At 62.8% G+C, this 14,783-nt stretch carries 12 protein-coding genes and 1 tRNA gene; 4 read left to right on the forward strand and 9 right to left on the reverse strand.

The window, feature by feature from the left end:
* Position 1: 1 nt before the first annotated feature.
* Positions 2–1,099: a GmrSD restriction endonuclease domain-containing protein gene (locus AC56LK_RS12350; RefSeq protein ID WP_497184806.1), complete on the reverse strand. Its 1,098-nt coding sequence runs from the start codon at positions 1,097–1,099 to the stop codon at positions 2–4.
* 432 nt (positions 1,100–1,531) lie between these two features.
* Here AC56LK_RS12350 and AC56LK_RS12355 point away from each other — a divergent pair, with 432 nt between their 5' ends.
* Positions 1,532–1,888: a helix-turn-helix transcriptional regulator gene (locus AC56LK_RS12355; RefSeq protein ID WP_497184807.1), complete on the forward strand. Its 357-nt coding sequence runs from the start codon at positions 1,532–1,534 to the stop codon at positions 1,886–1,888.
* Here the strand turns inward: AC56LK_RS12355 and AC56LK_RS12360 are convergent.
* Both AC56LK_RS12360 and AC56LK_RS12365 read right to left on the reverse strand, forming a co-directional pair.
* Complete coding sequence (locus AC56LK_RS12360; protein ID WP_497184808.1) at positions 1,877–2,719, reverse strand: nucleotidyl transferase AbiEii/AbiGii toxin family protein; 843 nt, start codon at positions 2,717–2,719, stop codon at positions 1,877–1,879. The genes AC56LK_RS12355 and AC56LK_RS12360 overlap by 12 nt on opposite strands.
* The gene (locus AC56LK_RS12365) at positions 2,716–3,321 is read right to left on the reverse strand and encodes a type IV toxin-antitoxin system AbiEi family antitoxin domain-containing protein (RefSeq protein ID WP_497184809.1); all 606 of its coding nucleotides are present in this window, start codon (positions 3,319–3,321) and stop codon (positions 2,716–2,718) included. The genes AC56LK_RS12360 and AC56LK_RS12365 overlap by 4 nt, the downstream gene beginning before the upstream one ends.
* A gap of 203 nt (positions 3,322–3,524) precedes the next feature.
* Between AC56LK_RS12365 and AC56LK_RS12370 the strand changes: the two genes are divergently transcribed.
* Positions 3,525–5,261 (forward strand): class I SAM-dependent methyltransferase, encoded by a 1,737-nt coding sequence (locus tag AC56LK_RS12370; protein ID WP_497184810.1) that lies wholly within the window; start codon positions 3,525–3,527, stop codon positions 5,259–5,261.
* An 80-nt stretch (positions 5,262–5,341) separates the two neighbouring features.
* Here the strand turns inward: AC56LK_RS12370 and AC56LK_RS12375 are convergent, their stop codons facing one another.
* The 6 genes from AC56LK_RS12375 to AC56LK_RS12400 all read right to left on the reverse strand — a co-directional run bounded on the left by AC56LK_RS12375 (position 5,342) and on the right by AC56LK_RS12400 (position 12,212).
* Entirely contained in the window at positions 5,342–6,550 is a 1,209-nt protein-coding gene (locus tag AC56LK_RS12375; RefSeq protein ID WP_497184811.1) for a tyrosine-type recombinase/integrase, read from the reverse strand.
* 177 nt (positions 6,551–6,727) lie between these two features.
* Positions 6,728–6,817: transfer RNA gene (locus AC56LK_RS12380), tRNA-Ser, on the reverse strand.
* A 48-nt stretch (positions 6,818–6,865) separates the two neighbouring features.
* A complete protein-coding gene (locus tag AC56LK_RS12385; protein ID WP_497184812.1) occupies positions 6,866–8,908 on the reverse strand; it encodes a putative bifunctional diguanylate cyclase/phosphodiesterase in 2,043 nt (680 codons plus the stop codon).
* Between the two features lies 1 nt (position 8,909).
* Positions 8,910–10,094, reverse strand: a complete 1,185-nt coding sequence (locus AC56LK_RS12390; protein WP_497184813.1) for an EAL and HDOD domain-containing protein — start codon at positions 10,092–10,094, stop codon at positions 8,910–8,912.
* A gap of 118 nt (positions 10,095–10,212) precedes the next feature.
* Positions 10,213–10,851 (reverse strand): response regulator transcription factor, encoded by a 639-nt coding sequence (locus AC56LK_RS12395; RefSeq protein ID WP_497184814.1) that lies wholly within the window; start codon positions 10,849–10,851, stop codon positions 10,213–10,215.
* Positions 10,848–12,212 carry a cache domain-containing protein gene (locus tag AC56LK_RS12400; RefSeq protein WP_497184815.1) on the reverse strand — a complete coding sequence of 455 codons (1,365 nt, stop codon included), beginning with the start codon at positions 12,210–12,212 and terminating at the stop codon, positions 10,848–10,850. Before AC56LK_RS12400 ends, AC56LK_RS12395 begins: the two co-directional genes overlap by 4 nt.
* A 216-nt stretch (positions 12,213–12,428) precedes the next feature.
* Here AC56LK_RS12400 and AC56LK_RS12405 point away from each other — a divergent pair, with 216 nt between their 5' ends.
* Both AC56LK_RS12405 and AC56LK_RS12410 read left to right on the forward strand, forming a co-directional pair.
* Positions 12,429–14,495, forward strand: a complete 2,067-nt coding sequence (locus AC56LK_RS12405; protein ID WP_497184816.1) for a carbon starvation CstA family protein — start codon at positions 12,429–12,431, stop codon at positions 14,493–14,495.
* On the forward strand, positions 14,495–14,701 hold the full coding sequence (locus AC56LK_RS12410) for a YbdD/YjiX family protein (protein WP_497184817.1): 207 nt from the start codon (positions 14,495–14,497) through the stop codon (positions 14,699–14,701). The genes AC56LK_RS12405 and AC56LK_RS12410 overlap by 1 nt, the downstream gene beginning before the upstream one ends.
* The last annotated feature ends 82 nt before the right edge of the window (positions 14,702–14,783 follow it).

Here is a 14,783-nt window from a genome sequence, read left to right on the forward strand (position 1 = left end):
TTTAAGCAGCGAATAGCTTTTTCATTGCACCAACTCGGATACGCAGCTGTCCTTCATCACTTGTTGCCTGTCCTATTGCCCTCCGGAAGTTTTCGTCTTTCCTCATGACCGAAACCAAACCAGCATGGATCTGCTTAGGCGTTTTAAATCGTAGCCCCTCCATGACAGTTTGACGAACTCCTAGCATTTCCCCGTCATATAAAGCTGAGTTGAACCGGCTTTCGACATTTCCCTTTTCGTCGTAGATCTTAAAGGCAAATTCACCAAACACTTCACGAACTTTATTGAGTGTGGAAACAAATGACTCTTCTAGATAGCTCTTTTGCTGATCACTTAAATGGCGGCTTTGCTCGGCGTATGTATTAATGAAACCGGCCAGCGGCTTACGATATGCCTCATAATTTTCAGACAACGCCCAATAGCGCAGAATTAACTCTTCCGCCTTCATTCGCTTGTCATCTTTGATATCAAGTGCCTGTGCAAATTTTGTTTCATTGGCGACTTTTGTCGCAAGAGTAATAAGATCTCCGTAATAAATACCATGACGAAGCTCCTGTGGAGTGAGCTTCACTGCCCCAGTATTTAGTCGCTCAAACACATCGAACTTAACTTGTGGATGCGTGTCTTTCAAAATTACAATACACCTTAAGGTTCGATTCCGAATGTGCCGCTGGAATCGTGGATCTAACTCATGAAATCGGAGCCCCTCTAACTCCGGATAGGCGGTAAGCCCTTTAAGTGTGAACTCATTCTTGAGATACCGCGCTATAGATGTCAGTCGATGATTACCATCAATTACCGCCAGTGTTTCGTTGCTTTCTTGATTTAGATAAATAACTGGAATCGGACACTGGATAATCAGAGACTCAATCAAGCGCGAAGCTTGAGTATCTTTCCATACATATTTTCTCTGGAACTCCGGAATAAATACTGTTTTGTTCTCTAAACGTTCCACCACAGTGTCTACAGTGAAGTCATAAGTTTCCGTATGAAGCTTGCGCTGCTCTGGAGGAATACTCAAAATGCCCTCGGCAAAGTCCTGCTGATCGAGCGCACCAGGGAACAGAATGTCTGCCAACGTTGAAGAAGATTTTGCCATATAAATTTGTGTGAATTATCGTTAGGAAATTATACTCTGAGGAAATTGATGCGTCACTACGAGATGTTGATATAGACTTAGAATCCATCAGGCAACAAGTAACCGCATGCAATATGGGTACTTGTTGCGTTTTAGCGTGCGCGTGAGCTTCCCCGAGTTCTAGTACAACGTTAACGTTTTAAGACAGCAGTCTATCCTGCCCGAAGAACCGAACTCCAAGAAGCAGTCTTCAACGCGTTCGATCCGCATATGAACGGTGCCGACACCGGAATTTGCGCAATACCTCAGCAGTCACCCGAAGGCAAACTGCCGTTCAGCATCTCCACCAGATGACCCTGCCAGACGCGCTTGCGCAACTGAAGCGACGCGATACTGAATGAATTGGCCGACGCGGCCATAAGACCACTTCTCACATCCACACTGGAGGCATACATGGATCAGCAAGCGATTGACACCGTTATCGAGCGTCGCGCATCGTGCAACTGTGCCGACATTCGATTCATCAGACTGAAGGAGGTGATGGCGATCTGCGGAAAGTCGCGCAGCAGTGTCTACGACGCGATTATGAGGGGCGCGTTTCCGAAGCCGGTGAAGCTCCAGGGTCGATCAACGGCATGGATCAAGAGCGAAGTCGAGCAGTGGGCGGTGCAGTGCATTCGCGCTAGCCGTCGAGAATGCAATTCCTTGCTTGCCGCGGCGCCGAAGAGAGGTGCCGGTGTCATATCGAACGAATGCAGCTCAGATACGGCCTTCCACCTAGCCCCGGAGCACCTGTGGTCAGTCGACTAAACCAAAGAGACGGCGCAGCGCGGCCGTCACTTCCGTCAGGCCCGGCGCTTTAAGTTTGCTTTTCGAGAGGAAGGCTTGCCACTGCTGCTGTTTGAATGGACTATCCGCAAAAGCGTCAGATAGTCCAAGGGGCGCTCCCTTCGGCACCTCAGTTCTTCGGCGGACAAACGTCGCTTGAATCGCCTGAGGAAGAATGGTCTCATCGATCTCAGCATAGGTTGCAAGGAACCAAAGGTCGAAGTAATCTTTCAGGCGGGTATTCGCCATGCCCAAGCTAACGATCGCTTCGTACTTTTCAGCGATCACGGTGTACACGGGATACGCACGCAGCGATGGTGGCGGTACATCCTCTAGAAGTGCGGGAAACTGCACCAGCTCTGCTGCTGGCGTCACAGCATCGCCGTATCCAACGTCGATCTGCACCAAGCAGCGCGCACCGTCCAGTGTGCCGAGCAGTGTAACTCGCACGCCTTCATAGTTGGCTTCCTTGCGAATCCGCGCCGCCTGCACGCTGCCCTGGTCGAAGACCATCCCGTCATCGGATGGCTGAACACAGACCTGCTGAAAGACCTCGATCAGGTCGTCAAGCTCGGAAGGTCCGAAGCCAAGCAAGTCGATGTCCCGGGTTGGCCGGTGCGGCTGGTCGAACCACAGGTCGAAGAGGAGCGCCCCCTTCAGCAGGAACTGATCGGCCCAGGGCGACACACTCAAACGGTATAGCAGCCGCTCGAGCGAATACCGCGTCAGGATCAGGTTGAAGTCCATCCTGTCGGCCCGAGCGCGGTTCAGAAGCCGTGCGCGAACCGATGCAGCACGATTCGCTGCTTTCATGCCGCCCCCACAGCTTCCAGATACGGACGCATGACGTTTGCTACCCTGCAGATCTCCGCATAGCGCCACAGTTCGTCCATTGTCGCCCGCTTACCGTTCCAGGCTTCGCGCAGGGCTTCGAGCGCAACATCGAGGCCAATCTTGTTGCGGAACTTGAAACAGTCAGCAACCGTCTTCGCCACGCTGAACACGCGCACCTGGGCGCCAGCAAGGTCTGCAATGTCAACGCCCTCGGTCATCGCCGGTCCCGACATGCGGACTACCCGCAGCGGCGGATAATCGAAACGCGGAGCACGAGCCTTGTGCGGGATGGCGAGCCAGACGTCGGATGACTGCTGCGTGGTCAGCTCATGAAAACGCAGCGCGGAAAGCAGGCATAGCACCCCACTTCCGCTGCGTGTCGTTACCTCGGCAAAGCTCTCGTACTCGGACGCAGACCGGTCGGGCAATGTGTACAGGCCTCGGCCGAGTTTGAGCAGACGGCCTTCGTCGGTCAACGAGGCCAGCAGTGCGCGCGATGCACCGGCATCGTCCACGTCTCGTGTACGCAGTATGCCTTTGGACCGGGCAAGCTCAAGAATTCGTTCAGCTTGTTGACTCATGAAGCCAGTCTACACAAAACATCGGCACTTATCCATATTTGCCGACATTTTGTTCAAAATCTCCTGTTCTGGAGTGCCTGAACGGGATGCAGACTGGAGGCATCGAATCCATTGGATTTGCATACGATTGCAAACAGATCGATTGCTCTACGGCAGCATGCTTCGGCATACAATTGATGAGTCGACAAAACATACCGAAGGTCATGCAGACCATTCCTCACTACGATCAGAACGCCGAGCAGCTCGCTTCCCAGTACGAATCGCTGACCTTCGAGCATGTGCACCCTGCCCTGCTGGATCTGCTACCACCGCCCGGCGCGACGATTCTGGACGTCGGCGCCGGTTCCGGAAGGGACGCTGCCTGGTTTGCGGCCAAAGGATACGATGTCGTCGCCGCCGAGCCCTCGGAAGCGATGCGTACGCTGGCGCGCCAGCGCCACCCTTCGCCACGCATTCACTGGGTGGCTGACAGCCTGCCGGACCTGGCCCAGGTACGCCGGCTGGGACTTAGCTTCGATCTAATCCTGCTCTCTGCGGTCTGGATGCACGTTCCACCGGCTGCACGCCAGCGTGCCCTGCGAAAGCTCGCGACGCTGCTGTCGCCAAATGGACGCATCGCCATCAGCCTTCGCATCGGCCCACCGGATACCGATCGCGCCATGTACGAGGTGACGCTGCCGGAGCTGACGGCGATGGCCCAGCAGTTCGGCCTCAGGCTGGTGCGCACCGACGACAGCCCAGACAGGCTGGGTCGGCCGGGCATTTCGTGGACGACGGCGGTCCTTGGCCTACCGGATGATGGCTTGGGCGCACTTCCGCTTCTACGCCACTTGATCCTCACCGACGGGAAGTCATCGACCTACAAGATTGCACTGCTACGTATCCTCGCCAGGATCGCCGATACCGCGGCCGGAGCTGCCCGCCACGAACCGGACTTCGTTGTCCTGCCAATGGGCCTGGTGGCGCTCTTTTGGCTACGCATGTACAAGCCGCTCATCGAGGGTGGGCTTCCTCAAATGCCGCCCAACCGGGCCGGGAACGCACCGGGATTCGTGACCAACAACTTTACGGCCTTGCGTCCGATTCGCCCGGTGGACCTCCGTGCGGGGATGGCGTTCTACGACGACACAGCGCGGCACCTTCACGGCAGCCTGTGGGAGATCTCCAGGCTGATACGCGAAATGCCGGTCAAGTACCTGCGCTGGCCGGCGAGCGACGAGAACATCTTCCACATCAGGCACCAACGCCGTACATCGACCCCATCGAGCCTGCGCATCGATGACCCTTTCCTGTGGAGCTTCGGCGAATTTCATGTTCCGCTCCAGATCTGGGATGCGCTCAGCCACTACAACGTGTGGGTCGAGCCGGTCCTCGTTGCGGAATGGGTGCGCCTGATGGAGTCCTACGCGGGGCAACCTGGCCCGGCACTCGGCCAGACTGCATATTCGCTACTTGCCTGGGCAGATCCCGAGCGCGACACCAGCTTTGCGCGTGCCGCCGTCGAACGGCTTCGCACGCGGGGCAAGTCCATCTACTGCGTCTGGTCGGGCCAGCGCCTACGGGATGACTACGACATCGACCATTGCTTTCCTTTTGCTGCATGGCCCTGCGGAGATGCCTGGAACTTGATGCCCGCATCGAAGCGGATCAACAACGAGAAGTCGAACCGCCTGGTCACCCAGACCGGACTGGAACGCGCCAGCGATCGGATCACCGAATGGTGGGAAGAGGCCTTCCTGTCGGCGGGATGCGAGGCGCGTCACCGCTTCTTCCTCGAAGCCGAGCAAACCCTGCCGATGCTGGAGACTGCCGCTTCTCTGGCAGACCTGATCGATGCGATGAAAGTACAGCGCATTCGCTTGGCAAAGGATCAGGGTTTGCGCCCATGGGAACCAGGCGCAATCAAGGAGCAGCTTGTACTTACCCCAGACTGCACTTGACTGGCAACGCGGCGCAGCTGATTACGTCATGACGTAATCCTCCAGAGTTTCGGAAGCCACTCAGCTGCGTTCTTGCGCGACTAACTCGCAGCGGTTTGGTCGGTCGCGCAATAGTCGGCCCATGCCTGCATCACGATCACACGCTTGTCGAGCAGGTCTCCGCGCCTGTATGCCGCCTCCACCCTGTCCGGCAGCTTGTGCGCCAGTGCGTGTTCACATACCTCACGCGGGAACGAGTTGCCCTCCCACTCCGCGCACCAGTCGCGGAACGTCGAACGGAAACCGTGAACAGTAATGTCACTGCGCTCCATTCGCCGCAGAACGGCCGTCAGACTCATGTCTGACAGCGTCGTCTTCGCGTCACGTCCTGGAAAAACAAAGCCCCCACGGCGCTCCAGCGCACGCAGGAGGACTATCGAACCGGTGGACAGCGGCACGCGGTGCTCCTTCCCTGCCTTCATGCGCCCGGCGGGGATCGTCCACAGCTTCGCTCCGAGGTCGATCTCATCCCAGGTCGCGCCGCGCACCTCACCCGACCGGCACGCCGTCAGGATCACGAACTCGATCGCCCGAGCCGAGACACCTTCGCGTTGCCGCAGCTCCGTCATGAAGCTGCCCACTTCACGCCATGGCAGCGCGGGATGGTTCTTCACCGGTGCGATCTTGTTCGGATTGGCGAGCAGGTTTTCCAGGTGCCCGCGCCAGCGCGCAGGATTTACGTCATGACGTAATTTGCGCGTGGCCGCCCAGTCCAGGATGCTCTCGATGCGTCCGCGCAGGCGTGTCGCGGTCTCACTTTTCGTTTTCCAGATAGGGCTGAGCACCTTCACGATCAGGTCCGTGTCCACGTCGGCCACCGGCAGCGACCCGATGACAGGACTGGCATACATGGCGAGCGTCGTCTCCCATTGCGCCGCATGTTTGGCGCTTTTCCAACTGCCACGGTGCGCGTCGATGTACGATGCAGCGCATTCGTCGAAGTTCACGCGCTTGGCCTGGCGCTGCGCATGCTCGGCTCGGGCTCTATCCCGTACCTCCAGCGGGTCGCGCTTATCCAGCAGAAGCAGGCGGCATTCGCGCGCCTTCTCACGCGCCAGCGCCAGATCGACGGTGATGCATGATCCAAGTCCCATCTCGCGGCGCCGTCCGGCGAGATCGTAGCGAAAGATCCAGCTCTTCGATCCGCTTCTGGACACCTGCAGCCATAATCCGCCGCCGTCGCCGTAGAGCCCTGGGCGCGTCACAGAACGCACCTTGATCGCAGAAAGCTTGTTGATCGTGTAGCTCATCGGTGTACCCACCTTTCGACCACATTCGTCACTCTCAAACCTACCCACCGCCCTACCCATTCCGAAGAGCGGGATGCAGGTAGATTCTAGTGGACGTCGATGGACACCGATTTTGACATTTCTCCTATGAGGAGACGAAAAAAAGCCCCAACTTGTGGGGCTCTTGTTCAGTATGCTTGGCGGAAGCGGTGAGATTCGAACTCACGAACGGGTTCCCCCGTCGGCAGTTTTCAAGACTGCTGCCTTCAACCACTCGGCCACGCTTCCTGTGAGGAACCGGCATTATACATAATTCATCAATGCCGGCGAAGTCAATCAGGCCACCAGCAGCCAGTTCTCCCGCAAGCACCGCTCGAAATCGACGGCCGGCAGCGGCTTGCTGTACAGGTAGCCCTGCACCTCGTCGCACCCCGACGCACGCAGGAAGGCCAGCTGCTCCAGCGTCTCCACCCCTTCCGCGATCACGCGCAGGCCAAGCTGCTGCGCCATGCTGATGATGGTCCCGGCAATCGCGCAGTCGCTCGCATCCTCCGGGATCCCGGTCGTGAACGAGCGGTCGATCTTCAAGGTATCGATCGGGAAGCGCTTCAGGTAGGACAGGCTCGAATAGCCGGTGCCGAAATCGTCGAGCGACAGCGCCACGCCCAGTTGATGGATGCGGTCCATGATCGCGGTGACGCGCTCGAAGTCGTGCATCAGCGTGCTCTCGGTGATCTCCAGCTCCAGCCAGGACGGATCCAGCTGGTAGCGTGCCAGCGTGTCCGCCACCCGCGCCGGGAGCGAGGCCGTGAATTCGCGCGCCGACACGTTCACCGCCAGGCGCAGCGGCGCCACGCCGGCGCGCTGCCAGATCGCGGCCTGGGCGCAGGCCTGCTCCAGCACCCACTCGCCCACCTGCACGATCAGGCCGGTGCTCTCGGCCAGCGGAATGAATTCGCTCGGGGGCACCACCCCGCGGGTCGGGTGCAGCCAGCGCACCAAAGCCTCGGCGCCGACGATGCGGTCGCTGCCGATCTCGAACTTCGGCTGGTAGTACAGGATCAGTTCACCGTTGCCCAGGGCCTGGCGCAGCCCGGATTCGATGCGCATGCGCTCCTGCATGCCCTCGTTCATGTCCTGGCTGTAGAAGGCCACGCTGCGGTCGGGGTTGGCCGCGGCCTGCTTGGCGCGCTCCATCGCGATGTCGGCAAGGCCGAGCAGGGTCTCGGCTTCGCTGCCGTCCTGCGGGTAGACGCTGATGCCGATGCTGGCGCCCACGCGCAGGTCGTGGCCGCCGATCAGGAAAGGCGCATCGAGCGAGGCCTGCAGCTTCTGCGCCACCGTGGTGGCCTCGAAGTGCTGGCGGATATCGAACAGGCCGACCGCGAATTCGTCGCCCGACAGGCGCGCCACCACGTCCTCGTCGCGCAGGGTGTCGCGCAGGCGCTGGGCGACCTGGCGCAGCAGCTCGTCGCCGATGCGGCGGCCCAGCGTGTCGTTGATGCGCTTGAAGCGGTTCAGGTCGACGAACAGCACGCAGCCGGCGGCCTCGTTGCGCTGCGCGACCATCAGGGCCTGGTCGACCAGGCGCGCGAACAGGGTGCGGTTCGGCAGGCCGGTAAGTTCGTCGTAGTAGGCCAGGTGGTGCAGCTGTTCCTCGGCCTGCTTGCGCTCGGTGATGTCGGTCAGGTAGGCGATCAGGCCGATCGGGCGCTCGGCCAGGTCGCGCAGCGGCGACAGCGACAGGCTGGCCCAGAACACCTCGCCCGATTTCTTGCGGCGCCGGACTTCCATCATGCGCCCGCCCCCTTCCGCGAAGCTGTCGTGGAAGCCTTCGTCCTCGTCGGCGTACAGGAACAGGATGTTGCGGCCGATCGCTTCCAGCGCGCTGTAGCCGAACAGTTCCTCGGCGCCGCGGTTCCAGCTGGTGATGTAGCCCATCTGGTCCATGGTCAGCACCGACTCATGGATCTGGTCGAGGATCTGCGACTGGTGCGCCAGCTGGGCTTCCATCTGGGCGTAGGCATGGGTCGAGCGCACCGCCAGCGAATGCACCTGCAGCAGCGAGGCGGTCAGGTGCGCCAGGGCGGCCAGCTGGCGCGCGTCCTCGGCCGAATAGGCGTCGCGCCCCGCCACTTCGTAGACGCCGAACTGCTCCGAGGTGCCGGCCGCCACCTGGCGCAGCAGCGGGCCGGCACAGGTGGGGGTGGCGACGCCGGCGCCCGGCAGGAAGCGCCCCGACGGGCTGGCCAGCAGCGCGGCCGCGACGCGGCCCAGTTCTTCGTGCAGGGCCTCGCCGCGCAGGCGCAGGACGGCATCGCAGACAGCGCCCGTACCGTCGGCAAAATTCAGGGATGCGTCAACCGGTACGAGCTGCATGTCAGACATTCCGTCCTACCTGGATGGCCCAGTGATAGGCGTTCAACTGGCTGTTCCACCAGCCGGCGGCATCGATGCCCGCTTCCTCGAGCGTCTCGCGCGAGGGGTGGGCTTCCGTCAGGCGCAGCCAGCGCCCCAGGGTGCCGCTGCGCGCCAGCAGGGCTTGCGACACGTGCTGCGGCAGGTGCAGCTCGGCGACGATGTCCGGCATCGGCATGTGCAGCAGCCGGTCGAGCAGCGAGAACACGCCGGTCATGAAGGCCAGGTCGCAGTCGTCGCGCTCGCCCCCGTCCTGCTTGCACAGCGCTTCCAGCTGGGCGCCGCGGCGGGCCGCCAGCGGCAGCAGCAGGTTGGGCAGGCCGTCGGCCTGCTGGCGCGCGTACAGCAGCAGCTGCAGCCAGCGCTGCAGCTGGCGCCGGCCGAGCAGGCTGATGGCCTGGTTGAAGCTGGTGATCTGGGTGCTGACCGCGAAGGCGGCCGAGTTGACCAGCTTGAGCAGGTGATAGGACAGGGTCGGATCCTGCTTGAGCTGTTGTTCGATCTCGCGCGAATCGGCGTCGCGCGACAGCAGTCCGAGCAGGGTCAGGATGCGGCGGCGCGAGCTGCCGTCCGGGGTGTCGCTGCCGGCCGAAGCCGGATCGCAGGGGTAGTCGCCGCTGAACCAGTCGAAACCAAGCATCTCGCATTCGGCGAACACGGCGGCGCTGTCGACGCGGCGTGCGAGGTGCGGTCCGAACAGCGCAGCGAGACGCCCTGCCGGCACCGGATCGCGCCTGCAGTCGCGCGCCAGCGTGCGCAGCGCAGGCGGCGGCTTGACGCCGGCCGGCGGCGTGCCGTCGAGCCAGAGACGGTAGCCAAGTTCGTGCAGTTCGGTGAGGCGGCGCGCCACGCCGTCCTGCGCCAGCGAAGCTGCAGCGACGGCGAAGCCGATGCGGTTGGCCGGCATCAGGGCCAGCACAGGCGGTGTGAGGACAGCGGGATCGTCGAGCATCAGCAGGCCGTCGAGCGGGGCGATCGCGGCCAGCAGGTCGGGCGTGCCGAACAGGGCCTGCAGGCGCTGGCCCAGCTCAGGGCCGGGCTCAGGGCTGGGCTCGATGCACAGGCACAGCGCCACCCACTCGTTCTGCCCATTGGCGACCGGGTCGATTGCTACCAGCGGAAACGCATTGTTGTCCGGCGCGGCCATGGGGTGGGCTTTCTGGGGCTCTCGAGGAGCTCTGGTTGATTATTCAATCAATCTTATTCGAGCGTTTATCAGAAAGCAATATCTTTGTTTCTTTAAAGATACTTCACGTACATACTCATCAATAACCGCGGTTCGCCGCGCGCTCCACTGCGAAACGGATCAGTTCGGCCTGGCCCTCGATGCCGAGCTTGCGCTTGATGTTAAGGCGGTGGGTTTCGACGGTCCGTACCGACAGGTCGAGGGCGCGCGCGATCTGCTTGTTCGATTGGCCGTCGGCGATATGGTTCAGCACCTCCTCCTCGCGCCCGGTCAGCACATTGCCGGGCGCCGCCGGACTGGCCAGCTGGCGCGCCAGCGCGGCGCTGTAATAGATGCCGCCGCCCATCACGGTATCGATCGCCAGCACGATGTCCTTGCCCGGCGCGTCCTTCAGCACGTAGCCGCGTGCGCCGGCCTGGATCGCCTGGGTCACGTATTCCGGCTTGTCGTGCATCGACAGGATCAGCACTGCGATGCCGGGATAGTGCTCCAGCAGGCGCGCGGTGGCCTCGATGCCGCTGCCGCCCTTCATGTTCACGTCCATCAGCACCAGGTCGGGCCGGCAGGCGCCCGCCTGCTCGATGGCTTCCTGGCTGGAACCGGCCTCGCCCACCACGCGCAGGCGCGGCGCCGCTTCCAGGCGCGCGCGCAGGCCGTCGCGCACCAGGGGGTGGTCGTCCACCAGGAGGATGCGAATTTCCTGTCCTTCGTCGCTCATGTCTGCTCCTTCAAATCGATACTGGCCAGCACGCGGGTGCCGAGCGGAGATGATGCGATCGCCAGCGTGCCGCCGATGGCTTCCATCCGCTCCATCATGTTGCGCAGGCCGATGCCGCGCTGCGGGTGGCGGGCGATGCCCTGGGCATCGAAGCCGCCGCCGTCGTCGGCGATGCTCAGGGTGAGGCAGCGGCCGCGCCGCGCAAGCAGCATCTCGACCTGGCGCGCGCCGGCATGGCGCTCGGCATTCGTCAATGCTTCCTGGGCGATGCGAAACAGCACCGTGCCCGCCATCTCGGGCAGCGCGTCGACTTCGCCCTCGGCGCGGAAGCGCACCGGGGTGCCGGTGTGGTGTCCGAATTCGCTGGCCAGATGGTCGAGCGCCGGCGCCAGGCCCAGGTCGTCCAGCAGCGCCGGGCGCAGGTCGTGCGAAATGCGCCGCACCTCGCCCAGCACCGACTTGAGCTGGTCCACAGTGCGCTCGAGCGCACCGCGCGCGGCCTGCTGTTGCGCGGCGTCGCCGCCCAGGCGGATGATGCCTGCTTCGAGCTGCAGCTTGACCGAGACCAGCGCCTGGCTGATCCCGTCGTGCAGGTCGCGCGACAGGCGCGCGCGCTCTTCTTCCTGCGACTCGACCACGCGCTGGGCCAGCGCCTTGAGCTTGGCGTCGGCCACCCGCAGCTCGCGCAGGTTGAGCACCAGGCCGCCGCTGGCCACCGCCACCGAGGCCAGGATCGCGAGACCGGCGATCCACAGCAGGGTCTCGTCGATGTTGCGCGACTGCTGGGCATCCACCTGGGCCAGCGCGGCCTCGACGTCGTCGAGGTAGATCCCGGTGCCCATCATCCAGCCCCAGTGCGCCACCGGCACCACGTAGCCGAGCTTCGGCGCGGAACGGTGCGAGGACGGCTTGGACCAGGTGTAGCGGTGGAAGCCGCCGCCGGCGCGGGCGCGCTCGATCAGGCGCTGGATGGTCGGCACGCCCTGCGCATCGCGCCAGTTCCACATCTCGGTGCCGACCAGCTCCGGCTGGCGCGGATGCATCAGGCTGCGCCCCTGCATGTCGTACACGAAGAAGTAGCCGTCGTCGCCGAAGCTCAGTGAGCCGAGGATGCGCTTGGCCTCCTCCAGCGTCGCCGGGTCGCTGCGGCCCGAGCGGACCAGGTGGCCGATCGACTGCGTGGCCAGGGCCACGTAGTGGCGCAGCTCGGCCTCCTTGCTCGCCAGGTAGGCGCGCTGGATGGTGGCGCGCTGCTGCTGGGCGAGTTCGACGGCCTGGTGGCGTACGAACAGGGCGATCGCACACAGGGCCACGATCAGCGGGCCGATCGCCAGCACGATGAGCTTTTGCCTCAGGCGCATCCTGTTTCTCCCAATAAATCAGTCCAGCATTTTAAGGCGGAACGCGCCTCGCCGCTGCGGTCATCCGCTACGTAGTACTACGCAGGGACTGCGTAATGGTGCGCTTGTGGCGCTGATAATGGTGCAACATACTTGCCGGTACGCTGTCCAAAAATCCGCCGGCCGATTCGTCGTGCCCGGTTAAAAAAGTAGTCAATCCATCCTCGGAGGAGCACCATGAAAAGCATGTCGAGCGCGCTCGGCTGGATCGCATTGTCGGTCCTGGGCGCATTTTCGCTCGGGTACATCGCGGTCAAGCAAGGCGAAACCATCAACGCCATCTGGATCGTCGCAGCCGCGGTCTGCGTCTACCTGATCGCCTACCGCTTCTACAGCCGGTTCATCGCCTACAAGGCGCTGGGCCTGGACCCGAAGCGCCAGACCCCCGCCTACAAGTACAACGATGGCCTGGACTACGTCCCGACCAACAAGTACGTGCTGTACGGCCACCATTTCGCCGCGATCGCCGGCGCCGGCCCCCTGGTCGGCCCGGTGCTGGCGGCCCAGATGGGCTATTTGCCGGGCATGATGTGGATCCTTGCCGGCGTCGTCTTCGCCGGCGCCGTCCAGGACTTCATCGTGCTGTTCATGTCCACGCGCCGCGACGGCCGTTCGCTCGGCGACCTGATCAAGTCCGAAATGGGCGACATCCCCGGCCTGATCGCCCTGCTCGGCACCTTCATGATCATGGTGATCATCCTGGCCGTGCTGGCGCTGATCGTGGTGAAGGCGCTGACCCACTCGCCGTGGGGCAGCTTCACCGTGATGGCCACCATCCCGATCGCGCTGTTCATGGGCCTGTACTCGCGCTACGTGCGCGTCGGCCGCATCGGCGAGGTCTCGATCATCGGCTTCGTGCTGCTGATGCTGGCCATCATCGGCGGCCAGTGGGTGCACGAGTCGCCGACCCTGTCGCCGATGTTCGACTTCACCGGCACCCAGCTGACCTGGATGCTGATCGGCTACGGCTTCGTCGCCTCGGTCATCCCGGTGTGGCTGCTGCTGGCGCCGCGCGACTACCTGTCCACCTTCCTCAAGATCGGCACCATCGTGGCGCTGGCGATCGGCATCGTGATCGTCGCTCCGGACCTGCGCATGCCGGCCACCACCAGGTTCCTCGACGGTTCCGGTCCGGTATGGTCGGGCAACCTGTTCCCCTTCCTGTTCATCACCATCGCCTGCGGCGCGGTGTCGGGCTTCCACGCGCTGATCTCCTCGGGCACCACGCCAAAGATGATCGAGAACGAGACCCACGCCCGTTTCATCGGCTACGGCGGCATGCTGATGGAATCCTTCGTCGCCATCATGGCGCTGGTGGCGGCGTCCACCATCGACCCGGGCGTCTACTTCGCGATGAACAGCCCGGCCGCGGTGCTGGGCACCACCGCGCAGTCGGCCGCGGCGGCGGTGTCGCAGATGGGCTTCGTGATCACTCCCGAGTCGCTCGAGCAGATGGCCCGCGACGTCGGCGAGAACACCATCATCTCGCGCGCCGGCGGCGCCCCGACCCTGGCCGTGGGCATGGCCCACATCCTGTCGAACGTGGTCGGCGGCCAGGCCATGATGGCCTTCTGGTACCACTTCGCGATCCTGTTCGAAGCCCTGTTCATCCTGACCGCGGTGGACGCGGGCACCCGCGCCGGCCGCTTCATGCTGCAGGACCTGCTGGGCGCCTTCGCCCCGTCGCTGAAGCGCACCGAATCGCTGCCGGCCAACCTGCTGGCGACCGGCCTGTGCGTGGCCGCCTGGGGCTACTTCCTGTACCAGGGCGTGGTCGATCCGCTGGGCGGCATCAACACCCTGTGGCCGCTGTTCGGCATCGCCAACCAGATGCTGGCCGGGATCGCGCTGATGCTGGGCACCTGCGTGCTGTACAAGATGAAGCGCGCGCAGTACGCCTGGATCACGGTGGTGCCGACCCTCTGGCTGCTGGCCTGCACCCTGACCGCCGGCTGGCAGAAGATCTTCGCGGCCGATCCGAAGGTCGGTTTCATCGCCCACGCCAACAAGTTCCAGGCCGCGCACGACGCCGGCACGGTGCTGGCGCCGGCCAAGACGATCGAGCAGATGGAGCGCATCATCTTCAACGACTACATCAATGCGACGCTGGCCGGCTTCTTCATGTTCGTGGTGCTGGCGGTGCTGGTGTACGGCGTGCGCACCGTGCTGGCGGCGCGAGCCAGCAACAACCCGACCGCGAAGGAGACGCCGTACGTCGCCATGCCAACCCCGCAGGTGCAGTGATGTTCGGCGCGCTGCTGGAGGCAGGCAAGGAAGCAGGCAAGTACCTCGGGCAGAGCATGCGCCTGATGGTCGGCCTGCCCGAGTACGACACCTACCTGGCGCACATGGAGCTTAACCACCCGGACCAGACGCCGATGACGTACGAGGAGTTTTTCCGCGAACGGCAGGAGGCGCGGTATGGGGGAAAACGGGCTACCTGCTGTTGAAGTCTGTTGAATGAAAGAGGGGCGCTGCGGCGCCCCTCCTGTTTTTGTGCACGTTGACGTCCGTCAACGCTCCCCCTCCCCC

The sequence above is a fragment of the Telluria sp. ZB4P36 genome, assembly GCF_059685865.1.